General features: G+C 72.9%; 21 protein-coding genes. 13 read left to right on the forward strand and 8 right to left on the reverse strand.

All coding sequences use genetic code 11. The features are described from left to right. Positions 1-46 precede the first annotated feature (46 nt). The 4 genes from ACT01A_RS19295 to ACT01A_RS19310 are packed head-to-tail and all read left to right on the forward strand — an operon-like array spanning position 47 to position 2,598. Positions 47-838 carry a DUF58 domain-containing protein gene (locus ACT01A_RS19295; RefSeq protein ID WP_445148722.1) on the forward strand — a complete coding sequence of 264 codons (792 nt, stop codon included), beginning with the start codon at positions 47-49 and terminating at the stop codon, positions 836-838. Continuing rightward, positions 835-1,794 carry a VWA domain-containing protein gene (locus tag ACT01A_RS19300; protein WP_445148723.1) on the forward strand — a complete coding sequence of 320 codons (960 nt, stop codon included), beginning with the start codon at positions 835-837 and terminating at the stop codon, positions 1,792-1,794. The genes ACT01A_RS19295 and ACT01A_RS19300 overlap by 4 nt, the downstream gene beginning before the upstream one ends. A 10-nt stretch (positions 1,795-1,804) precedes the next feature. Continuing rightward, a complete protein-coding gene (locus ACT01A_RS19305; RefSeq protein WP_445148724.1) occupies positions 1,805-2,137 on the forward strand; it encodes a hypothetical protein in 333 nt (110 codons plus the stop codon). Continuing rightward, positions 2,134-2,598: a hypothetical protein gene (locus tag ACT01A_RS19310; RefSeq protein ID WP_445148725.1), complete on the forward strand. Its 465-nt coding sequence runs from the start codon at positions 2,134-2,136 to the stop codon at positions 2,596-2,598. The genes ACT01A_RS19305 and ACT01A_RS19310 overlap by 4 nt, the downstream gene beginning before the upstream one ends. Here ACT01A_RS19310 and ACT01A_RS19315 read toward each other — a convergent pair. Continuing rightward, entirely contained in the window at positions 2,595-3,530 is a 936-nt protein-coding gene (locus tag ACT01A_RS19315; RefSeq protein WP_445148726.1) for a helix-turn-helix domain-containing protein, read from the reverse strand. The two genes, ACT01A_RS19310 and ACT01A_RS19315, sit on opposite strands and share 4 nt — an antisense overlap. A 90-nt stretch (positions 3,531-3,620) precedes the next feature. Between ACT01A_RS19315 and ACT01A_RS19320 the strand changes: the two genes are divergently transcribed. The 3 genes from ACT01A_RS19320 to ACT01A_RS19330 all read left to right on the forward strand — a co-directional run bounded on the left by ACT01A_RS19320 (position 3,621) and on the right by ACT01A_RS19330 (position 8,172). Continuing rightward, entirely contained in the window at positions 3,621-4,091 is a 471-nt protein-coding gene (locus tag ACT01A_RS19320; RefSeq protein ID WP_445148727.1) for a pyridoxamine 5'-phosphate oxidase family protein, read from the forward strand. 288 nt (positions 4,092-4,379) lie between these two features. Beyond that, positions 4,380-6,416, forward strand: a complete 2,037-nt coding sequence (locus tag ACT01A_RS19325) for a hypothetical protein (RefSeq protein ID WP_445148728.1) — start codon at positions 4,380-4,382, stop codon at positions 6,414-6,416. A gap of 97 nt (positions 6,417-6,513) precedes the next feature. Beyond that, entirely contained in the window at positions 6,514-8,172 is a 1,659-nt protein-coding gene (locus ACT01A_RS19330) for an EAL domain-containing protein (RefSeq protein ID WP_445148729.1), read from the forward strand. Between the two features lie 8 nt (positions 8,173-8,180). Here ACT01A_RS19330 and ACT01A_RS19335 read toward each other — a convergent pair whose 3' ends face one another. Next, positions 8,181-8,837 carry a peroxiredoxin gene (locus tag ACT01A_RS19335; RefSeq protein WP_445148730.1) on the reverse strand — a complete coding sequence of 219 codons (657 nt, stop codon included), beginning with the start codon at positions 8,835-8,837 and terminating at the stop codon, positions 8,181-8,183. 96 nt (positions 8,838-8,933) lie between these two features. Beyond that, positions 8,934-9,197, reverse strand: a complete 264-nt coding sequence (locus ACT01A_RS19340) for a hypothetical protein (protein WP_445148731.1) — start codon at positions 9,195-9,197, stop codon at positions 8,934-8,936. Between the two features lie 80 nt (positions 9,198-9,277). Here ACT01A_RS19340 and ACT01A_RS19345 point away from each other — a divergent pair, with 80 nt between their 5' ends. Next, positions 9,278-10,327 carry a diguanylate cyclase gene (locus ACT01A_RS19345; RefSeq protein WP_445148732.1) on the forward strand — a complete coding sequence of 350 codons (1,050 nt, stop codon included), beginning with the start codon at positions 9,278-9,280 and terminating at the stop codon, positions 10,325-10,327. Here ACT01A_RS19345 and ACT01A_RS19350 read toward each other — a convergent pair. Then, the gene (locus ACT01A_RS19350) at positions 10,324-13,752 is read right to left on the reverse strand and encodes a SpoIIE family protein phosphatase (protein WP_445148733.1); all 3,429 of its coding nucleotides are present in this window, start codon (positions 13,750-13,752) and stop codon (positions 10,324-10,326) included. The two genes, ACT01A_RS19345 and ACT01A_RS19350, sit on opposite strands and share 4 nt — an antisense overlap. A gap of 43 nt (positions 13,753-13,795) precedes the next feature. Here ACT01A_RS19350 and ACT01A_RS19355 point away from each other — a divergent pair, with 43 nt between their 5' ends. The 3 genes from ACT01A_RS19355 (at position 13,796) to ACT01A_RS19365 (ending at position 16,410) form a co-directional block, all read left to right on the forward strand. After that, positions 13,796-14,965 carry a carboxylate-amine ligase gene (locus ACT01A_RS19355; RefSeq protein WP_445148734.1) on the forward strand — a complete coding sequence of 390 codons (1,170 nt, stop codon included), beginning with the start codon at positions 13,796-13,798 and terminating at the stop codon, positions 14,963-14,965. Positions 14,966-15,136: 171 nt separating this feature from the next. Continuing rightward, positions 15,137-15,931, forward strand: coding sequence for a SigB/SigF/SigG family RNA polymerase sigma factor (locus tag ACT01A_RS19360; RefSeq protein ID WP_445148735.1), 795 nt, complete (start codon positions 15,137-15,139; stop codon positions 15,929-15,931). A gap of 47 nt (positions 15,932-15,978) precedes the next feature. After that, a complete protein-coding gene (locus ACT01A_RS19365; protein WP_445148736.1) occupies positions 15,979-16,410 on the forward strand; it encodes an SRPBCC family protein in 432 nt (143 codons plus the stop codon). On the opposite strand, the gene ACT01A_RS19370 is transcribed toward ACT01A_RS19365, so the two are convergent. Then, positions 16,394-17,692, reverse strand: a complete 1,299-nt coding sequence (locus ACT01A_RS19370; protein WP_445148737.1) for an EAL domain-containing protein — start codon at positions 17,690-17,692, stop codon at positions 16,394-16,396. The two genes, ACT01A_RS19365 and ACT01A_RS19370, sit on opposite strands and share 17 nt — an antisense overlap. Positions 17,693-17,809: 117 nt before the next feature. Next, complete coding sequence (locus ACT01A_RS19375; protein ID WP_445148738.1) at positions 17,810-19,327, reverse strand: MFS transporter; 1,518 nt, start codon at positions 19,325-19,327, stop codon at positions 17,810-17,812. A gap of 125 nt (positions 19,328-19,452) precedes the next feature. On the opposite strand from ACT01A_RS19375, the gene ACT01A_RS19380 reads away from it, so the two are divergent. Then, positions 19,453-20,025: a hypothetical protein gene (locus tag ACT01A_RS19380; RefSeq protein ID WP_445148739.1), complete on the forward strand. Its 573-nt coding sequence runs from the start codon at positions 19,453-19,455 to the stop codon at positions 20,023-20,025. After that, entirely contained in the window at positions 20,022-20,426 is a 405-nt protein-coding gene (locus ACT01A_RS19385; protein WP_445148740.1) for a plastocyanin/azurin family copper-binding protein, read from the forward strand. The genes ACT01A_RS19380 and ACT01A_RS19385 overlap by 4 nt, the downstream gene beginning before the upstream one ends. On the opposite strand, the gene ACT01A_RS19390 is transcribed toward ACT01A_RS19385, so the two are convergent. Continuing rightward, on the reverse strand, positions 20,427-20,846 hold the full coding sequence (locus tag ACT01A_RS19390) for a cupin domain-containing protein (protein ID WP_445148741.1): 420 nt from the start codon (positions 20,844-20,846) through the stop codon (positions 20,427-20,429). Then, positions 20,843-21,772 (reverse strand): SAM-dependent methyltransferase, encoded by a 930-nt coding sequence (locus tag ACT01A_RS19395; protein ID WP_445148742.1) that lies wholly within the window; start codon positions 21,770-21,772, stop codon positions 20,843-20,845. Before ACT01A_RS19395 ends, ACT01A_RS19390 begins: the two co-directional genes overlap by 4 nt.

Here is a 21,772-nt window from a genome sequence, read left to right on the forward strand (position 1 = left end):
GCTGCGGCGCCTGGGGCTCGCGCTCCGTCGCAGGGTTGCCGGGCGCATGCCCGGCGACCAGCCGACCCGCGGGACGGCCGGCGACGGGACCGAGCTCGCGCAGTTGCAGCAGTACGCGCCGGGCGACGACGTCCGGCGCCTGGACCCGGCCGCGTCCGCGCGCACCGGCGAGCCGCACGTGCGGCGGCTGGTGCCCGAGCGCGCGATCACGACCTGGGTCGTGGTCGACGTCTCGCCATCGATGGCCTTCGGGACGACGACGCGGTTGAAGAGCGACGTCGCCGAAGGTGCCGCGGACGTGATCGCTCGCCTCGCGACGCGGTATGGCGGCAGCGTGTCGCTGACCGTCGCCGCGGGCGACGAGGCGCCGGTCGTGCCGCCGAAAGCAGGCCAGCACGCGCTGGCGGGATTGCGGCGTGCGCTGGAGACGGGCGTCGCCGCCGATGGCGTGCGCGGCAACCTCGGTGCTGCGCTGGCGCGCACCGGCCGCCTGGCCAAGGCGCCGGGCATCGTCGCGATCGTCAGCGACTTCCGCGACGAAGGCTGGGAGACCGCGCTGCGGCCGCTCGCCGCGCGGCACACGGTGATCGCCGTCGAGGTCCGCGACCCGCTGGAGGACGCGCTGCCCGACGCGGGCGTCGTCTGCGTCGTCGACCCGGAGACGGGCGACATGATGGACTTGGACACGTCAGACCGTGGCCTGCGTGAGCTGCTGGCGCAGGCCGAAGCGGAGCGCCGCGCGCGCGTCGCGGGCGTGCTGCGGTCGGCCGGCGCGCGACATGTCGTCCTGCGCACCGACGATGACTGGCTGCGCGAGCTGGGGCGGGTGCTCCGATGAGCTTCCACGACCCCATCAACCTGCTCGCGCTGCTGGCGATCCCGCTCGTCTTGTCCGTGTGGTCGATCTCGCGGGCGCGGCGGAAGCGGTTTGCCGTGCGCCTGCCGGGGGTCGCCGCCATGAAGGCGACCGCGGCGGCACGCAGCGGCGGCGCGTCGCGCTGGCGGCGGATCCTGCCCGCGGCGCTGGTCGGAGCGAGCGCGGTCTCGCTGTCGGCCGCCTACGCCAAGCCGCAGCACACGGTCAACGTGCCGGTCGAGAAGGCGTCGGTCGTGCTCGTCAGCGACGAGTCCGGCTCGATGCAGGCGACCGACGTGTCGCCGTCGCGTTTGCAGGCCTCCCAGTCGGCGGCCAAGTCGTTCTTGAAGGCGGCGCCGGACTCGTTGTTGGTGGGCTTCGCCGGGTTCTCGTCGGGCGTGGAGACCAACATCACGCCGACGACCGATCGCGACACCATCAACAGCGCGATCGACGCCGAGAACGCCGATGGCGGAACGGCCACGGGCGATGCGCTGCAGGCGGCGCTCGACCAGCTCGCGGCCCGCAAGGGCTCTGATGGCAAGACGGCGCCGGCGGCGATTGTCCTTCTCAGCGACGGCCAGACGACCAGCGGCTCGGACCCCGTCGAGGCCGCCCAGCGCGCCAAGCAGCTCGGGATCCCGATCTACACGGTGGCCTTGGGGACCGACAGCGGGGTGCTGACCCTGCCCGACGGCCGCTCGATCGCGGTGCCGCCGGATCCGCAGACGCTGTCGGAGATCGCCTCGACCTCCGGCGGCAAGGCCTACACCTCCGACGACGCCGACACGCTGGACGCGATCTACCGCTCGCTCGGTTCGAAGATCGGCACCAAGCCGGAGCAGAAGGAGATGACCGTCGCGTTCGTCGCGGGCGGCCTGATCCTCTTGCTCAGCGGCTTCGGCACCGGCGTGCGCTTCCGCTCGACCCTGACCTGAGACCAAGGACATGAACACGGACACGACCACCACCGACCGCAGTCGCGCCCACGCTCGCGTGGGCACGGCGGCGGGCGCGACCTTCCTGGCGCTGCTGGCGCTGGGGCTGCTGAACTCCGCTGGAGCGGACACGACGACGACCGCGCCGCGCTCGACGCCGCAGGTCCAGCCGCAGTCCGCGACGCCGTCGATGCCGCAGGGTGGCAGCGGGCAGAGCGGCAGCGGCCAGAGCGGCAACGGCTTCGGCTTCCGCCACGGCGGCGGCGGAGGGAACGGCGGCCCGAGCGGCGGCCAGCCTGTTGACCCGAGCACGGATGGCGCGACCGGCGGGAGCACAACATGAGCGAGTTCATCCATCACATCTCCGTCGCCGCGCTGCCGGTGGCGATCGGCCTCGTCGCGCTCGCGCTCGCGGCGTGGGGCGCGCTGGCCGCGCAGCTGGAGGACGCGGAGACGATCCGCCTCGCCCGCACCTACCTGGAGCCCTTGAGCACCTGGGCGCTGATCGCGATCGGCGTCCACGCGCTGTCGCTCTTCGCCGCCGGGGACGCGAGCGGTCTCTCGGTCGCGCTGGCCCTCGCGCTTGCCGCGGGCGCCGTCGCCCTGCGCATGGCGCCCGAGCCGGCACAGCACGCGGCGGACGCCGCGACCCCGCGGCCGCCTGAAGCTCCCCGTCCGCGCGCCCCCGAGCCGGAGCCCGCGCCGCTGCCCACCGGTCCCGTCGCCCCGACCGACGGCCCGCTCTGGGCCGGCCCTCGCGAGGCGCGCCGCGCCCGCGAGGCCACCACCCTCTGGCACGGCTAGCCCGCGCCCAGCTCCCAGGTGATCGGGTCGCCCGCGTGCTCCACCGCGTCAGGCGATCCGAGCTCGGCGAGCACCGCGGCGAGCATCTCGCGGCGGATCGCCCCGTACTCGACGACGTGCGCGACGACCGACCCGTAGGTGAACGACTGCGGCGGCTCGCAGAGCGCGTCGACGAAGCCCTCGTTCCAGGCGCCGCGGTCACGGATCTCGCGGACGATGCGCGTAAAGGCGCCGCCCGCGCGGTCCAGGCGCTGCACCCACGTGCCACCGCCGGGGCCGTCGCGGACCTCGCCGTCGATCGCGGCGGTCCAGATCTCCAGCGTCGCGACCAGGCGTTCGGCCATCAGCGCCGCGGTCGGCTCCTCGCCCTCCAGCGGGTGGGCGACGAACCCCGGGCGCAGCGGCCGTGCGAGCGCTTCGGCGGGCAGCGCTCCCGCGCGCGCGAGCAGCTCGCGAGAGCGCGCGAGATGGTGGCCGACGAGGCGGTCGGCGAGGTCCCGGCCGCCTGGCCCGGCACCGCCCGCCGCGCCACCGCCGTCGCGCGCTCCAAACGCGACGCCCGCCGGCGCGTGGAAGTGCACGCCGTTGGGCGCCGGCAGCCCGATCGGCACGCCGTCGGTCGCCGCGAACGCGCTCGGCGAGATCTTGTAGGCCTTGGTGAACGCGCGCGAGAACGCCGCCAGCGAGCCGTAGCCCGCGCCATTCGCCGCCGCGGTCGGCGTCGCGCCCCGCGCGCGCAGCTCCCACGCCGCGCGTTCCAGCAGCAGCCGTCGCCTCAGCGCGACGGGCGACTCGCCCGTCGCGCGGCCCAGCAGCCGGTCGAGGTGGTCGCGGGAGAAGTGCGCGCGCTGCGCCAGCGCGCGCCCGTCGGCGCCGGGCTCGTCGAGCGAGCGCAGGACGAGGTCGAGGAGGTCGCGCAGGCGGTCGGGCATCCGAAGGCCGACATCATCGCGCGTCGCGGCTTGATCGCATTCGACCTCCGGCTCGCGCGCTGCCTCACCGCGCGCGATGCTCGTTCGCCGATGCCCTCCTTCTCCTCCTTCGAAGCGGCCGCGCCCGAGCTGGCCGCCGCCGTTCGCGCCCGCCTGACCGCCCACACCCACCTCACGCTCGCCACGGTCCGCGCCGACGGCGGGCCGCGGATCTCCGGCACCGAGTGTCGCTTCGAGGACGGCGAGCTGTGGATCGGGTCGATGTGGCAGGCGCTCAAGGCTCGCGACCTCCAGCGCGACCCGCGCTACGCGCTGCACTCCGGCAGCGACGACCCGCCGGCCTGGACCGGCGACGCCAAGATCGCCGGGGTCGTCGAGGAGATCACCGACCCCGACATGATCTTGCGGCTCAACGGCGAGGCCGCGCAGAACGGTCCGTCGCACCTGTTCCGGCTGGAGGTCACCGAGGCCTCCACCGTTCAGGTGGATGAAGCGGCCAAGCTGCTGATCGTGGAGGTGTGGACGCCCGAGCGGGGCGTGCGCAAGATGGAGCGCATGTAGCCCCGCTCGGGCCTCGCACTGGCGAGACGTGCCTAGCAGGGGGAAGGACGTCCCGCGGTCTCCTTCAACGTTCCAAGCCACCGCGGAACGCAAACCGCGATCAGGGTGGACTACCCAATTGGACAGGAGGCGGTCCGGTGCATCGTTGCGCCGCTTCCCGGGCCGTCAACCGTGCGGCTAAGCCGCGTGGACACTGTTGCGTCTGCGCGCCAACTCGCCCGTTCAGTGGGCCTCACTTATCGCCGAACCCCAGGAGCGACGTCCCTGAAAACGATCTTAGGACCGCTCTTGTCTCTCCACCTTTCTGGCGCCGCCGCGCGGCTGCGCCGCTCCCTGCCGCTCGCCGCGGCGACGGCGCTGGCGCTGGCGCTGCCCGCCGGCGCGTCGGCGGCCGACAACCTCGGCGCCGGCGGCGTCGTCATCCCCGGCTCGGCGCTGAAGGTCGGCGTCTCGGGCGCCGCCAACCAGGCCGGCAAGGTCTCGGCCCGCTTCTCGGCCGTCGACAGCCCGCTGTTCTGGGGCTCCGACACCACCAACATGAACGACACGAGCGCGGCGGTCTTCGCGCTGAACACGCCCTCGGGCCTGTACTCCGCGCAGTCGGAGGTGCCGGTCGACAACGCGCCGTTCACGCAGACGTCGGCGCCGGTCCTGACCGGCACGGGCACCGCCGGCGACCCGTACGTCGTCACGTCGCACTTCGACGCCACGGCGAGCATCCACGTCACGCAGACGATCACCCACGTCTCCGGCACGACGCAGTTCAAGGCCACCTGGTCGATCCTCAACAACGGCGGCCCGACGAACATGCAGGCCTTCGAGGCCGCCGACATGTACGTCAACGGCAACGACAACGGCACCGGCACGGCGTCGGGTTCCTCGCCCAACCGCGTGATCGGCTCGGTCGCCTCCGACGGCACGCAGGGTCAGCTCATCGAGCAGGCCGCCTCGCCGTGGAACCACTACTTCAGCGGCATGAACTCGCCGTACTACGACGCGACGGGCGACAGCACCTACGGCTACCTGCCGGACACGATCGACCCCACCGTCCAGGACTCGGGCGAGGGCGTCGAGTGGGACATCACGGTCCCGTCCAACGGCACCAGGACGCTCTCGGTCGTCTGGAACTTCACGCACCCGGCGCTGCCGCAGGCCCCGCAGATCACCGGCGGCGTCCCGGCGGCCAACGCCACGACGACGGCCACGACGGCCAGCCCCGCGTTCACCTACGCCACGGGCGACGCCAGCCACGTGGTGGCCTACCAGTGCGCGATCGACGGCGGCGGGTTCAGCGCCTGCACGACGCCGAAGGCGCTGTCCGGCCTGGCCGACGGCGCGCACACGTTCTCGGTTCGCGCGATCAACTCGGCCGGCGATCCCGGCCCGCAGACCGACCGCACGTGGACGGTCGACACGACGCCGCCCGGCGCCCCGGGCGTCACCGGCGCCCCGACCGGCACGGTCGCCACCGACGCCGCGACGCTGACGCTGACCGGTGAGGCCGGCGCCATGCACAAGTGCTCGGTCGACGGCGGCGCGTTCGTCACCTGCACCAGCCCGCTGAACCTCACCGGCTTGGCCGACGGCAACCACACCGTCTCGGTCAAGCAGGTCGACGCCGCCAACAACGCCGGCACGCTCGTCACGACCAAGTCGTGGACGGTCTTGACCGCGGTCCCGGCCGCGCCGAGCACCGACGCCGAGCCCGAGCCGGCCACGACGCAGACCGACGCGCGCGTGGAGTTCACGACGCCCGCCGGCCTGACCCCCGAGTGCTCGCTGGACGGCGGCGCCTACCAGGCGTGCGCCTCTCCGGTCGACGTGAACGGCCTGTCGATCGGCACGCACACGATGCAGCTGCGGATGGTCAACGCCGCCGGCACGGCCGGCGCGCCGCGCTCCATCACGTGGGAGGTCAAGGCGAGCCCGGTCGCGACGCCGCCGACGACCAACAGCACCAACAACACCACGATCGCCACGACGACGACCAAGACGGAGACGCCGGCCAAGACGTCCGAGACGCCGGCCCAGACGACGATCGTCCCGCCGAGCTGCGTCAGCCGCCGGTCGGTCAACGTCCACTGGGCGCTGCCCGCGGGCGCGAAGGCCAAGGCCTTCAAGATCCTGGTCGACGGCAAGGTCGTCAAGACGGTCTCCGCCAAGGCGCGCTCCTACCGCGTGTCGCTGGCCGGCCGTCCGGCCGCGACCGTCAAGGTCCAGGTCAAGGCCGTCGGCGCCAAGCTCGCCACGACGCGCACGTACAAGACGTGCTCGGCCAAGGCCGGCAACGACGAGCTGGCCACGGTCCTGCTCAAGAAGGCCTAGGCCCTCAGCCACTAGGACACCCGTCCGCTCGGCCTCCCCAATCCCGGAAATGGGGATGGGGAGGCCGAACTGGCATGCCGACATCTGGAATGACGTCATGCCGTTTCCCGTTCGCGCCCACCTTCGCCGTCTCACGCGCGCGAGGCTGCCGTTCGCGGCCCGGCTGGGGCTGTCGCTGGCGATCGGGCTGGGCGCGGCCGGCGCCTGCGCGTACGTGCTGATGCACCACCGGCTGCGCGACGAGGAGATCCGCAGCGACGCGCGCACCGTCGCGGCCGATGCGCGGACGTTCGAGCGGATCGCCCGCGCCTCGTCGACCCAGCAGGAGGCGCGGAGCGAGATCAGCGAGATCCTGCGGGCCGACCGCGACGCGCGGCTGGCGAGCGTCGACCGGACCGTGTTCGAGGTCGCGCTGATCGGCCTGCTCGCCGGCCTGCTGGTGTTCGTCCCGCTCGGCGGCACGCTCGTGCGCGAGCACCGCAAGGCGCTGGAGAACGCGACGCTCGACGGGCTCACGCGCCTACCTAACAGCCGTGCGTTCGCGACCGAGCTGCGCGCCGCGGTTAGCCGCGCTCGCCGCCACGGCGAGCAGGTGTCGCTGGTCGCCTTCGACGTCGACGACTTCAAGTTCGTCAACGACCGCCACGGCCACCGGCGCGGCGACGAGCTGCTGCGCGAGGTCGCCGCGGTCCTGGACGACGGCCGGGCCGGGGACCGCGCGTTCCGGATCGGCGGCGACGAGTTCATGTTGTTGCTCGCGCGCACGTCGGAGGCCGGCGCGCTGGCGGTCTGCCGCAAGCTGCTGGAGCGCCTCGAGCGCGCCGGCATCCGCGCCAGCGCCGGTCTGGCCGACCTGCGCCCGGGCGACGACCACGAGGCGCTGCGCCAGCAGGCCGACGCCGCGATGTACGAGGCCAAGCGCCGCGGCGGCCATCAGGTCGCGCCGTTTAGCGAGATCGCCGACGAGACCTCGGTCACCAGCGCTGAGGCCGGCCTGGCGCTGCGCACGCTGCTGGACCTCGGCGAGGCCGAGACCGTCTTCCAGCCGATCTGGGACCTGCGCCGCGGGCGGCTGCTGGCGGTCGAGGCGCTCGCGCGCTTCCCTCAGGACTACGGCTTCGACGGCCCAGCCGAGGCCTTCGACGTCGCCCAGCGCATCGGCCGCGTCCACGACCTCGACGTGCTCTGCACGCGCGAGGCGCTGCGCCGCGCCACGCGCGAACTGCCGCCCGACACCTTGTTGTTCTTGAACGTCGCGCCCCAGACGCTGGACCGCGAGTCCGGCGGCGACTGGCTGCTACAGGCGCTGGACGAGGCGGGCATGGGCGTCGAGCGCGTCGTGATCGAGGTCACCGAGCGGGTCGGGGCGCGCACCGCGGCGGTCGCGGCGGCGATCGACCGGCTGCGCGACCACGGCCTACGCGTCGCGATCGACGACGTCGGCTCGGGCGCGGGCGGCCTGGAGATGCTGCGCCGCACGCATCCGGACTTCGTCAAGGTCGACGGGTCGGTGGTCGCGGCGGCCGACGGCGACTCCAGCGCGCGGGCGGTGCTGTTGGCGATCGCGGCGTTCGCGACGCAGACCGGCGCCTACGTGATCGCCGAGGGCGTCGAGGACGACGCGGCGCTGGAGCTGATCCGGGCGCTGCCCGGCGCCGTCCGCGTGGATGGCGCGCAGGGCTACGGCCTCGGGGCGCCGAGCCCGGACATGCCGACGGCCCAGAGGCCGCCGGCATCCACGCAGCTCGCCGTGTAGTTCTAGAACTACGGGGCGGGGACGATCCGCAGCCAGGGGCGCGGGGCCTCCCAGCCGTCGGGGTACTTCTCCTTAGCCTGCTCGTCGGAGACGGAGCCGGCGATGATCACGTTCTCGCCCGGCTGCCACTGCGCGGGCGTGGCGACCGCGTGGTTGGCGGTGAGCTGGAGCGAGTCGATGACGCGCAGGACCTCGTCGAAGTTGCGGCCGGTGGTCATCGGGTAGATGAGCACCAACTTGACCTTCTTGTCCGGCCCGATGACGAAGACGTTGCGCAGCGTCGCGTTCTGAGCGGGCGTGCGCTGGGTCGGATCGCCGTCGACGTCGGCCGGGAGCATCCCGTAGGCCTTGGAGACGTTGAAGTCCGCGTCGGAGATCAGCGGGTAGTTCAGCGCCGTGCCCTGCGTCTCCTCGATGTCCGCCGACCACTTCTCGTGGTTGTCGAGCGGGTCGACCGAGAGGCCGATGATCTTGACGCCGCGCGCGTCGAACTGGTCCTTGATCGAGGCCAGGTAGCCAAGCTCGGTCGTGCAGACCGGGGTGAAGTTGCGCGGGTGGGAGAACAGCACCGCCCAGCCGTCGCCGATCCAGTCGTGGAAGGCGATGCGGCCTTCGGTGGTGTCCGCCTCGAAGTCGGGGGCGGTGTCGCCGATCGTGAGCGCCATACGGGGTCTCCTTGCGTGCGTGGGTGAGGGGTTGCGAATTCCCGACCCGGATTATATGGAATTCGAGACCACGTCCCGGACCGTCCCGGGGGACGATCAGCCGGCGCTCACGATCCAGTGGCCGGTGAGCAGGCCGATCAGCAGCGCGAGCAGGACAACGGCGGTGAGTTCGAGGGGCCAGGTGCGCCGCGCGGGGGCGCCGGCGGCCACGGGGCCCGGCGGCTCGTCGAGGACGTCGAGGACGTCGAGGAACTCCAGCCGCGCGCCGGCACGACGGGCGCCGCACCGCAGGCAGTAGCGCGCCTCGGGGCGCAGTGGGGAGTGGCAGGCGGCGCAGGCGTGTGGGGGAGATTCGGGCACGACCGGACAAAGTACAGTATTCCTATGGGGAATTTGTAGTTCGGATTGGGTCTTCGTGGTCGGACCGACGTCCGTCCACAATGCTCAACGGAGCCGCACTGGTGCCGATCACTCCGGTGATGGGATCGCGGCTCCCACAGCGAGACGACCCGCGGCTGGAGCGACGTGTCGCTCTGGCCTTGCTGTTCGTGGGCGGGCTCACCTGCTTCCTGGGCGGGATCATGAAGGCCGACCTGACCGACACGGCGCGCACGGTGCAGTTCTGCTCGGCCGCAAGCGTGCTGGCGCTCGGCACGCTCGTGCTGGTCACGCCCGGCCGGCGACTGCTCATGCACATCGCCGCGATGGGATCGATCGTGTCGCTCGGCGCGATGCTCGCGACCTCCAACTCGCTCGGCCCGACCGCGTTCTTCCTGCTCTGGCCGCTGGTCTTCTTGGCCTACTTCAGCTCGCGCCTGCGCGCGCGGGTCGGGCTGGGGCTGATGGTCGCGACCGTCGGCGTCGCGGCCGCGGTCAACCCCTACGAGGCCAACCGCATGGACATGTTCGTCGGGACCGTCGTCAGCGTGGGGCTGATGACCGGCCTGGTGCGGCTGATGACCGAGCGCGAGCTGGCGCTGCGCCAGGCGCTCGCCGATGCTGCCAACACCGACGCGCTGACCGGCCTGCTGAACCGCCGGGGGATCGAGCCCGAGCTCGAGCGCCTGCTGGCCGCGGGCGGCCTGGCGGTCGTGATGTTCGACCTCGACCACTTCAAGCGCTACAACGACCGTCACGGCCACCTGGTCGGTGACCAGGCGCTGCGCCGCGTCGCGGGCGTGCTGACCGGCGCCGCGCGCGCCGGCGATCGCGTCGCGCGGTTCGGCGGCGAGGAGTTCACGGTGGCCTTGACCGCCGCCGACGCGGCCGCCGCCCACGCCTACGCCGGCCGCGTCATGGACGCGCTGCGCGCCGAGGACGTCGCCGACGACCTCCGCCTCACGGTCTCCGCGGGCATCGCGACGCTCGGCGCCGACGGCTTGACCGTCGAGTCGCTGCTGCACGCCGCTGACGAGGCGCTCTACCGCGCCAAGGCGACCGGTCGCGACCGCGTCGTCTCGGCCGCCGCGCCGCTGCCGCGCGCGGCCTAGGACTGCGCGCGGCGGCGGGCGACGAGGATCGCGACGTCGTCGGTCGGCGGACCGGGCGCGAGCGTGGAGGCGAGGCGCTCGGGGATCGCGGTGACCGCATCGGCTTCGGCGGCCGCGGCGGCGAGGGCGTCCGCCAGGCGGGCGATGCCGGTGGTGATCTCCTCGTCGCGGCGCTCGACGAGACCATCGGTGTAGAGCGCCAGGAGCGCGTCGTCGGCGAGCGTCACCTGGCTCTCCTGGATCGCCAGGCCGCCGCCGGTGCCCAGCGGCGCGCCGCCGCGGGGGTCGAGCGTGGTGGTCGTGCCGTCGGGCGCGACGACGACCGGCGGCAGGTGGCCGGCGTTCGCGTAGCGCAGCTCGCCGGTTCCCGGGTCGAAGATCGCGTGCACGCACGTGACGATCTGGTCGGCGTCCAGCTCCTGGACGACGCCGTCGAGATGTTGCAGCACTTCGGCGGGCGGCAGGTCGAGCTGGGCGTAGGCCCGGACCGCGGCGCGGAGCTGGCCCATGACCGCGGCGGCGTGGACGCCGCGCCCCATCACGTCGCCGACGACCAGCGCGACGCGGCCGCGGGGCAGCTCGACGACGTCGTACCAGTCGCCGCCGACCTGCGTGCCCTCGGCACCCGCGCGGTAGAAGGTCGCGACCTCCAGGCCTTCGGGGCTCGGCGGGCTCGGCGGCAGCAGGCTGCGCTGTAGCTCGTCGGCGATCCGGTGCTCGCGAGCGGCGGCCTCGCGCTCGGCGGTCGCCTCGGCCAGCGCCAGCTCGGCCGCGCGCTGGCGGGTGATGTCCTGGACCGACCCGCGCACCAGCCGCGGCGCGCCGGTGTCGTCGCGGACGACCTCGCCGATCACCCGCGCCAGGATCTCGCCGCCGCCGCGCGGCAGGAGCCGGACCTCCAGGGCCAGCGGCTTGCCCTCCAACCCGGCGGAGAGCGCGTCGCGCAGACGCTGGCGGTCGTCGGGGTGGATGAACTGCTCCGACGCGCCATCGCGTCCGAGCCCGCGGTACTCGCCGTCGCCGACACCCAGCATCCGCAGGTATTGGGCCGACGCGACGACCGCGCCGGTCTCCATGTCGACCTCCCACGAGCCGACCCCCGCCAGCCGCTGCGCCTGGTCCAGCAGCGACCGGCTGCGGTCCAGCTCGTCGCGCGCGCGGCGCACACGGTCGAGCTCCAGGTTGGAGCGCACGCGGGCGCGCAGCTCGCGTGCGGTGAACGGCTTGACGAGGTAGTCGTCGGCGCCGGCCTCTAGGCCCTCGACGGTCCCGTCCTCGCCCGCGCGCGCCGACAGCATCACGACCGGGATCGCCATCGTCGCGGCCTCGGCGCGCAAGGCCTTCAACAACCCGAAGCCGTCGAGGTTGGGCATCATCACGTCGGTCAGGACGAGGTCCGGCGGGTCGACGGTCGCCAGCTCCAGCGCCGCGGCGCCATCGGGCGCGGCGAGCACGTCGTAGTCGCCCGACAGCAGGTCGGCGATGTAGCGGCGCATGTCGGCGTTGTCGTCGGCGACGAGGATCCGCGGGCGCGGGGTGGACGGGCCCGTCATCGTCGCGGCGGCTGCGGCCGCGGCCGCGCTGGCGGCGTCGGCGCCCTCTTCCTCCAGCCATCGCAGCGCCTCGGCGACGAACGCGCGCGCCTGGCGGTCGGCGGCCTCGGCGGCGCCCGCGGCGTCGTCCACGACGTGCTCGGCGGGCAGGTGCGCGGTGCCGAGCGGGAGCGTGACCGCGAAGCGGCTGCCCTCGCCGGGCGCGGAGTGGACCGCGACCTCGCCGCCGTGCAGCGCCGCCAGCTCGGCGACCAGCGCGAGGCCGATGCCCGAGCCCTCGTGGCTGCGCGAGGCCACGCCCGCCACGCGGTGGAAGCGGTCAAACAGCCGCGGCTGCTCCTCGGCCGGGATGCCGACGCCGGTGTCGGAGACCGTCAGCGTCACGCGACCGTCGCCCTCACCGTCGTCCGTCCGCCCGAGCGTCACGCCGATCTCGCCCTCGAAGGTGAACTTCACCGCGTTGGAGAGCAGGTTGAGGACGATCTTGGCCCACATCTCGCGGTCGACGTAGACGGGCGTGTCCAGCGGCGGGCAGTCGATCGTCAGCGTCAGCCGGGCCCGCCGGACCGCCGACTCGAACATCGACGCCAGCTCGGCCGTGTAGCCGCCCAGCTCGACCGACTCGAACGCCGCGTCGGTGCGGCCGGACTCCAGGCGCGAGAAGTCCAGCAGCGTGTTGACGAGCTTCAGCAGGCGCTGGGCGTTGCGGTCGATGACCTCGACCCGACCGCGCTGAGCCTCGCTGAGCGGATCGGCGGCGTCGGCGAGCGCGTCCTCGGCCGGGCCGAGCAGGAGCGTCAGCGGGGTGCGCAGCTCGTGGCTGACGTTGGTGAAGAACTGGGTCTTGGCGCGATCCAGCTCGGCGAGCTGCTCGGCGCGCGTGCGCTCGGCCTGGAACGTGCGCGCACCCGCGATCGCCGCCGAGAGCTGCCCAGCGACGAGGCCGAGGAACGCGCGGTAGGACGCGTCGTAGGGGCGGTAAGGGTTAAGGCCGGCGACCAGGACGCCGTGGGAGTCCTCGCCGCCGCTGGCGGGGAGCGGGACGACGGCGGCGGTGGTGGGCGGGTCCGGCCAGCCACCTGTAGGTAGGTCGGCATGATGGCCGAGCGAGACGATGGAGTCGCTGGCCGCGATGTAGGCCTCAGGCGCCACCGGCGGCGCGACCGCGTGGCCGTCCTGGACGCCCGTGGTCGCCGCCAGCCGCAGGACGCCGTCGTCGCCGGTCAGGTAGGTCAGCGTGAACGGCAGGTCGCGCGCGCCCTCTTGAAGGTGCGCGCCTGCCGCGGCCAGCGCGGCGGCCTCGCTCTCGGGCGACGTCGTGCCGGAGCCCAGTCCGCGCAACGTCTCCAGGCGCCGCTCGGCGATGACGCGCTCGGTGTCCTCGCTGACCACGCACAGCATCCCGACGATCGCCCCGTCGTCGTCGGGCAGCGGGCTGTAGGAGAACGTGTGGTAGCTCTCCTCCTTGAAGCCGCTGCGCTCCAGGTACAGCAGCAGCGCCTCGTCCCACGTCGCCTCGCCGGTGCGCATGACCTGCTCGATGCGCGGCCCGATGTCCGGCCAGATCTCGGCCCACACCTCGTCGGCCGGGCGACCCAATGCCCATGGGTACTTCGCGCCGAGCGTGTCGCGGCGGTAGGCGTCGTTGCAGAAGAACGTCAGCTCCTCGCCCCAAGCCATCCACATGGAGAACCGCGAGCCGAGCACGATGCCGACGACCGTCGCAAGGCTCTGCGGCCATCGCTCAGGAGGTCCCAGCGGCGTGGAGGCCCAGTCGACCGCGAGCAGGTCGGCGCCCACGCGCCCGCGGGCGTCCAGCATCGCGAGCGTGGGGCCGTTCTCCTCACGCTGGTGGCGATCGCGCGACGACAAGGTCACGCAAGCGTACCCCTGATGGTCAGCAACATGACGCGGCATGGCGCGTCGCCACAGCGGGGACGTCTGCGGCGTGCACGCGATCGCCGACGCCTTCGGTCCAGCCGCCCGGCCGCTCACGATCGGGCTGGAGGAGGAGCTGATGCTCCTAGATCCGGTGACGCTCGACCTGACGCCGTGCGCGGCCGACGTGCTGGAGCGGCTGAAGGGCGACCCGCGCTATGTGCCCGAGCAGCCCGCGGCGCAGCTGGAGATCGTCGTGCCGCCGGCGGCCACGGTGGGGGAGGCGATCGCCGAGTTGGCCGTCGCCCGTGTCGACCTGGCGCGCGTCGTCGATGGGCTGGCGCGCCTGGCGGGCGGCGGCGTGCACCCGTTCGCCGCGGGCCTCGGCGCGGTCGCGCCGGGCGCGCGCTACGCGGCGTTGTTGGAGGAGTACGGCGACGGCGTGATGCGCCGCCAGCTGGCCTTCGGCCTGCACGTCCACGTCGCGCTCGGCGGGCCGGGGCGCGTCCTGCCGGTCTACGACGCGCTGCGGGAGGAGCTGCCCGCGATCGCCGCGCTGGCCGCCGCGTCGCCGTTCTACGAGGGCGTCGACACCGGCCTGGCGTCGTTTCGCCCGAAGCTGGCCGAGCTGCTTCCGCGCCAGGGCGTGCCGCCGGAGCTGCCGTCGTGGGACGCGTACGCCGAGGCGCTGCGGTGGCCCGCCCGCTCCTTCGCCGACGCGTGCTGGTGGTGGGAGCTGCGCCCGCATCCGGTGCACGGCACGCTGGAGGTCCGCGTCGCCGACACGCAGACGACGGTCGCCGACACCGCCGCGGTCGCCGCGGTCGTCCACGCGCTGGTCGCCACGCTGGCCGAGCGCCACGACGCCGGCGAGCTGCCCGCGCCCGCGCCGACTTGGCGGATCGCGGAGAACCGTTGGAGCGCGTGCCGTCATGGTGTGCGCGGCACGTGGACCGACCCGCGCACGGGGTTGACGCGGCCGATGGCGGCGCGCCTGCACGACCTCCTCGACGCGCTCGCGCCGGCCGCCGAGCGACTCTGCTGCGCCTCTGAGCTGGAGGCCGCGCGCGACCTGGTCGAGCGGCCTCGCGCTGAGTCGGCGCGGGCGCTGGGGCCGCAGGGCCTGGCAGCGGCTGCGGCGGCGCGCTTCTTGGCGCCAACACCGAGTCCGCGCACGGACATTTTACCCGGGGATCTGGTGGACTGAACCGCTGAGATTGCGTCATCTTATGGATTGCACGAAGCGGCGTTGCACGCAGGCCACGGCAGGCGTTCTACGGCGGAGCCACGTGCGGGAACCGCAACCCGGCGGTCACAGACGCTAAGGGCTTGAGGGCCCCACGCGCATCACGCCGAACCCCTGCCTGAGAGGTCAACGATGGCCACCGCCTACGCACCGGCCCCGCCCCGCGACGCCCCGGGCGACGCGCGCCTGCTGCGCCGCTTCGCGATGACCCGCGATCAGCAGATGCGCGAGCAGCTCGTCGTCCGCTACCTGCCGCTGGCCCGCTACGCCGCCAGCCACTACGTCCGCCACAGCGAGCCGTTCGACGACCTGCTCCAGGTCGCGAGCGTCGGCTTGTTGAAGTCCATCGACCGCTTTGACCCCAGCAACGGCGCGACGTTCAGCAGCTTCGCGCTCCCGACGATGCTCGGCGAGCTGCGGCGCCACTTCCGCGACCGCGGCTGGACGGTCCGCCCGCCACGCACGCTGCAGGAGCACGCGCTGCGGGTCGAGCGCGCGGCTGACGATCTACAGCGGCTGTCCGGACGCTCGCCGACCGTCGATGAGCTGGTCGAGGCCACGGGGCTGAGCCAGGAGAGCGTCCTGGAGGCCCGCCAGGCGGCGGCCGCCCACAGCATGACGTCGCTCTCGGCGCGGATCGGCGACGGCGACGACGCCGGCGAGCTCGGCGACCTGATCGGCGTCGAGGACGACGGCTTCGCCCGCGCGGACGACCGCCTCACCGTCGATGCGCTGCTGGCCACGCTGACGGCGCGTGAGCGCGAGATCCTGCGGTTGCGCATGGAGGAGGACCTGACGCAGAGCGAAATCGGCCAGCAGGTCGGCCTTTCGCAGATGCACGTCTCCCGCCTGCTGCGCGAGATCCTCGAGAAGCTCCACATGGCGGCCGTGCACCACGCCCGTGACCCGGAGCGCGTGTTCGGCTAGCGCCTGAGCTCGGGTAGCGCCCGAGCATGGCCCGCAACGAACGTCTCATGCCTGTCCCGCCGGAGCGCGTCTTCGCCGTGCTCTCAGATCCCGAGTCCTACGGGTACTGGGTGGTCGGGTCCGACACGATTCGCGACGCCGACGACGGCTGGCCCGCGGTCGGAACCCGCTTTCACCACCGCGTCGGGGCCGGGCCGCTGAAGATCAACGACCACACCGAGGTCATCGCCAGCGAGCCGCCCCACCGCCTGGAGCTGCACGCCAAGGCGCGGCCGTTCGGGACGTTCCACATCACCTTGATCCTGGAGCGCCGCGGCGGCGGCACGCTGGTGACGATGATCGAGGACGCCGGCGACCCGTTGACCAAGCTCGTCGCTTGGGGCCTGACGCACGTCCTGATCCGTGGCCGCAACGCGGAGTCGCTGCGCCGGCTGGAGGAGCTGGCCCTGCGCCCCGAGGCCGTCAGCGCGGTGGGCTGAGAAGGCGCAGCCCGACGGCGTGGGGTCCGATCAGCGCGCCGAAGTGCGGGCCGTGGCCGGTCACGCAGCCCAGCTGCGCCAGCCGTGCGACGTCCTGGTCGTCGGCGATCCCGCCGCCGATCGCGCCGAGCGCGAGCGCCTGCGCCGCACCGAGCGAGGCTGCGGCGGTGCGCGCGTGCGCCGCCTGGGCCAGCTCCGGCGCGAGCAGCACGAGGTCGATCGGCAGCGCGGCGAGCTCGGAGAGCGTCACGCTGCCAGTGCCCGCGCCGTCCAGCCCAACCGCGACGCCGAGCTCGCGGAGGTCCTCGACCCCGGAGCGGTGGGCGTCGCGTGCACCCGCGCCGACCAGCGCGCGTTCGTCCACGGCCAGGACCAGCGCGCGCGGTGCGATCCCGTGGGCGGCGAGCGTCGCAACGACGCGCTCGGCGAAGCCCGGCGAGGCCAGCTGGGTCGCGGTCGCGTCCACGACGAGGCCGGTGTCGTGTGGGCCGAGGTCGCGGCAGGCGCGATCCAGCACGTGCTCGCCGAGCGCGACGACGACGCCGTCGTGGTGGGCGAGCGCGAGCAGCTCGTCATGGTCGAGGCCGTTCCAGGCCGCGCGGGCGGCAAAGCCCCACGTGTCGCCCGAGGCGAGGTGGACCAGCGGCGTGTAGCCGATCTCGATCGCGCCCTCGGCGATCGCGGCGGGCAGCGCGGCGGCGAGCGTCTCCAGGCGCGGGTCCAGGACCGGCACGGAGGCGGAAGCGGGTGCGAGCGCGGGCGGCGCGGCGTGCGTGAAGCGCCGCTCGGAGCGGCCCTCGCGCAGCGTGATCGCCTCGGTCGCCAGCGCCGCCAGGTCAGACAGCAGCTCGACGTCGCCCGCCGACCACTCGCGCGGGTCGGGCTCGATCGCGCAGAACGCGCCGATCACGTGGCCGTCGTCGAGGCGCAGCGGGACGCCGCAGTAGGCGATGACGTCGAGGTCGCGCGTGGCGAGGTTGTCGGCGACGAGCGCATCCTCGCGCGCGTCGGTGACGACCAGCGGCGCGGAGCGGTCGACCACGTGCTTGCAGAACGAGTGCGACAGCGGCGTCTCACGGGTGGCGGCCAGCTCCGGACGCATGCCGTCCTCGCTGAGGAAGAACTGGCGGTCGCCGTCGACCAGCGTCATCACCGAGCACGGGACGCGCAGCATCCGCGACGCGAGGCGGGTGAGACGGTCGAACGTCTCCTCGCGGGCGGCGTCCATCAGCTCTGATGCGGCGAGGGCGCCTAGCCGCTGAGGATCGTAAACCGAAGACATCAGGCTCATCCGATCGGCAGGTCGCGCGCGGTGCTTGATGTCCTTTGGACGCGGACGCGCCAAGTCGTTCAAGGGCGATGTCAGGGGCCAGACCAGCGGCGCTGCCGATGAGCGCCTCTACGCGGTCAAGGGCCGCGGGCGCGACGCCGTCGGCCGCTGACGGCCGTCGTCTTCGCCGTCCTCGGCGTCCTGCGCGGTCAGCGGCTTGGCGATGTCCTCCAGGCTGCGGCGCTCGGCGTTGACGCCGAAGAAGATCGCGACGACGCCGGCGGCGACCATCAGCACCGCGCCGATCGCGAACGCGAGCGCCACATTGTCGGGGTTGCCGGTCTCGATCAGCCGCGAGAAGAGCTGCGGGCCGGTGATGCCGCCGATCGCGGTGCCGACCGCGTAGAAGAACGCGATCGCCAGCGCGCGCGTCTCCATCGGGAAGACCTCGCTGACGGTCAGGTACGCCGACGACGCGCCGGTCGAGGCGAAGAACAGCACGACCGTCCAGCACGCCGTGGTCGTCGTCGCGTTCAGCGAGCCCGCGTGGAACAGGTAGGCGGTCACCAGCAGCAGGACGCCGCTCAGGATGTAGGTCCCGGCGATCATCGGCTTGCGGCCGATCGTGTCGAACAGCGGGCCGAGCAGCAGCGGGCCGGCGAAGTTGCCGACCGCGATCACCGCGTAGTAGTAGCCCGTGTGGCCGGAGGGCACGTCGAAGAAGTCGATGAGGATGGTCGCGTAGCCGAAGGTGACGGCGTTGTAGAGGAACGCCTGGCCGACGAAGAGCGACATGCCCAAGATGGTGCGCTTCGGGTAGGCCTTCACCATGGTCGAGGCGATCTCGCCGAAGCCGATCACGCGGCGCTGGCGGATCTTGATGGACTTGTCCGGCTCGGGCAACGGCGCGCCGGTCTCGCGCTCGACGCGCTCCTCGATCTCGGCGACGATCTGCTCGGCCTCGTCCTCGCGGCCGTGGATGATCAGCCAGCGCGGGCTCTCTGGGACGTGGCGGCGCACGAGCAGGATCACGAGGCCGAGCACGACGCCGAGGCCGAACGACAGGCGCCAGCCGACGTTGCCCGGGAACAGCGACTCGTTCAGCGCGACGATCGACAGCAGCGCGCCGAGCATCGCCCCGAACCAGAACGAGCCGTTGATCGCCAGGTCGACGCGGCCGCGGTGCTTGGACGGGATCAGCTCGTCGATCGCCGAGTTGATCGCCGCGTACTCGCCGCCGATGCCGAAGCCGGTCAGGAAGCGACAGGCGAAGAACCACCACGGCGTGAAGGAGACCGCGGTCAGCCCGGTGGCCAGCAGGTAGACCGCCAAGGTGATGATGAACAGCTTCTTGCGGCCGAAGCGGTCGGTCAGCCGCCCGAAGAAGAGCGCGCCCACGCAGGCGCCCGCGACGTAGAGCGACGCGGCCAGGCCGGTGATCTGCCCGGCGGAGAGCGCGAGGCCGCTGCCGTCCTCGGCGATCCGGCCGCCGACGTTGCCGACGATCGTGACCTCGAGGCCGTCGAGGATCCACACGGTGCCCAGGCCGATGACGATCAGCCAGTGCCAGCCCGACCACGGCAATCGGTCCAACCGCGCGGGGATCGACGTCTCGACGGTGCCGGTCTGGACCTTCTCGCTGCTCACGGCCTGGTGGTTTCCGGGCCGTGGGCGAGGCAAACGCCGGTAGGCGGCTCAGTAGTTCCCCCATCGCGGTGCGCGGGAGGCTGCGGCTGGCAGCGGCGCCGGGCGGGCGTAGCGTCAAGGACATCATGAACGCCTTCCTCTCTCGCATCACCAGCCTGACCTCCATCGCCGTCGGTCTCGCGCTCGGCATGGTGGTCGCGGGTGCCCTCGCCCTGGTGGGCGGCGGATACGCCCGGTCGGTCGTCCACGACCAGCTCACGCCCCAGAAGATCAGCTTCCCCGCCAACGAGAAGGCGGGCCTCTTCCCCGACCTCAAGCAGTACGCCGGGCAGACGGTGGACAACGGCGCTAAGGCCAAGGCCTACGCCGACAAGTACATCAACCGCCACCTGGCCGAGGTCGCCGACGGCAAGACCTACTCCGAGGTCAGCACGCTGGCGATGGCCAACCCCAAGGACGAGACGCTGGCCGGGCAGAAGGCCACGCTGTTCCAGGGTGAGACGCTGCGCGGCCTGCTGCTGAGCGTGTGGGGCTGGAGCGTCGTGGCGACCGTCGCCACGATCGCCGGGATCGTCCTGATCGGCATCGGCGGTGTGCTGGCGCTCCTCCCGTTGGCCGCGGCCTCCATGGCCCGTCGGCAGCGGACCGCGGACGAGGACGGGAAGGTTCCCGCCGCCGCGGTGTCCGGCATGGCATGAACCCACTCAGAACCTCTGCGGCGGCGGCCCTCTCGGCCGCCGCCGTCCTCGTGGCCGCGCCGGCAACCGACGCGGCCACGTCGCTGTCCGCGAAGCTCTCGGACTTCAAGGTGACGCCGGCCAAGTCGTCGGTGACCCACGGTCGCGTGACGTTCCGCGTCAAGAACAGCGCCGGCATGGAGCACGAGCTGGTGGTGATCAAGACCTCCAAGAAGGCGGCCAACCTGCCGACGTCGTCGTCGGGCAAGGCCTCCGAGAAGGGCTCGGTCGGTGAGGTCGAGCTGGCGGGTGGCAAGACCAAGTCCTTGACGCTGAACCTCAAGAAGGGGCACTACGCGTTGATCTGCAACATCGGCGGCCACTACAAGGCCGGGATGCACGCGGACCTGACGGTGAAGTAGCTAGCGCTTCTGGGAGGCGTCGGGCGACGCCTCCCAGAACGCGTCGATCTTGTTGCCGCCGTCGCCGTCGGACTGCCGCGAGATCGCCCAGAGGTCGACGGGCTCGTCGCCCTCGTTGCGGTGCGAGCGCGGGGTGGAGGCGGCCACGCGCACCGCGGCAGGCGCGGTGACCTGCTCGACTGCGTCGCCGAAGCGCATCGTCAGCGTGCCGCGCGTGACCAGGTAGAGCTCCTCCAGGTCGTCGTGCGTGTGGCCGGTGCCCTGCTCGAAGTCTGAGTGCGGCGGGATCCGGATCAGCGTCGCGGCGAGCTGCTGCGCGCCGAGCGCGTCGGTGAGCGGACGGAACTCGCCCGGCACGTCGGAGCCGGCGTAGGCGTCCTGGGCGTCGTCGGGGTTCACGATGGCGTAGGAGTCGCTCATGCTTGGGCTCTTTCCGATCGCTCGAAGACGTACACGGCGGGCTCGGCCTCGGGCGGCAGGACGAGCTTTGAGAGCGCGTCGTCGCGCTGCATCGAGAACGCGGTCTGGGCGCGGTAGTCGGCGAAGTTCCCGGCGGCCTGCTCGGAGCGTGAGCCGATCATGATGTAGGTCTCGACGCTCGGCGTCTTGAACACCCACTTCTCAAACGGGTTGCCCGCGGGCGGCCAGGAGCAGAGGACGACCTGCGGCGCGCGCTCGCGCAGCGCGGCCTGGGCGTCCTGTTGGATGACGTCGGACTGCGCGGCGCCCTTGCGCGTCTTCTGCCAGGAGTAGTCGTCGGTGGCGACGACGTCGGTCCCCGCGGCACGCAGGAAACGCGCCAGCGTGCCGTCGCCGGCGGCGATCTCCACGCACGACCGGTCGCTGATCCGCTCGGCCAGCGCGTTGACCAAGGCCTTGGAGTAGAAGCAGTAGATCCCGCGCGGCTCGACCAAGGGCATCAGGTAGGACTTCTGACGCACGAGCGGCCAGACGAGCCGGAACGCGGCCATCGAGACCGGCTTGCGCTCCAGCCCGCTGCCCGCGAACAGCAGCCGCTGGGTCAGCCAGCCGGAGACCAGGCCGAAGCGCAGCGTGCCGGATGCGACGCCGGTGGCGGCGGCGACGCCCATCTGGCGCAGCGCGGCGGCGGCCAGGCGCTGGCGGGCCAGCGCGGAGACCGCGGCGCGCTCGTCGCGCGCCGCCGCCGGCTGGGCGATGCGGGCGGCGTAGGCCTGGACGGCGCCGACGTCGTCGGACTCCACGACCGCGGCCAGCTCGCGCTGGACCTGCGCCCACTCGGCCGGGAACGCGGCGCGCACCTCGGCCAGGGGCGGATCGCCCGCCAGCCAGGCGCGCTGCTCAGAGGGGCGACGACGCTGGGCCAC

This window comes from Baekduia sp. Peel2402 (assembly GCF_052567285.1).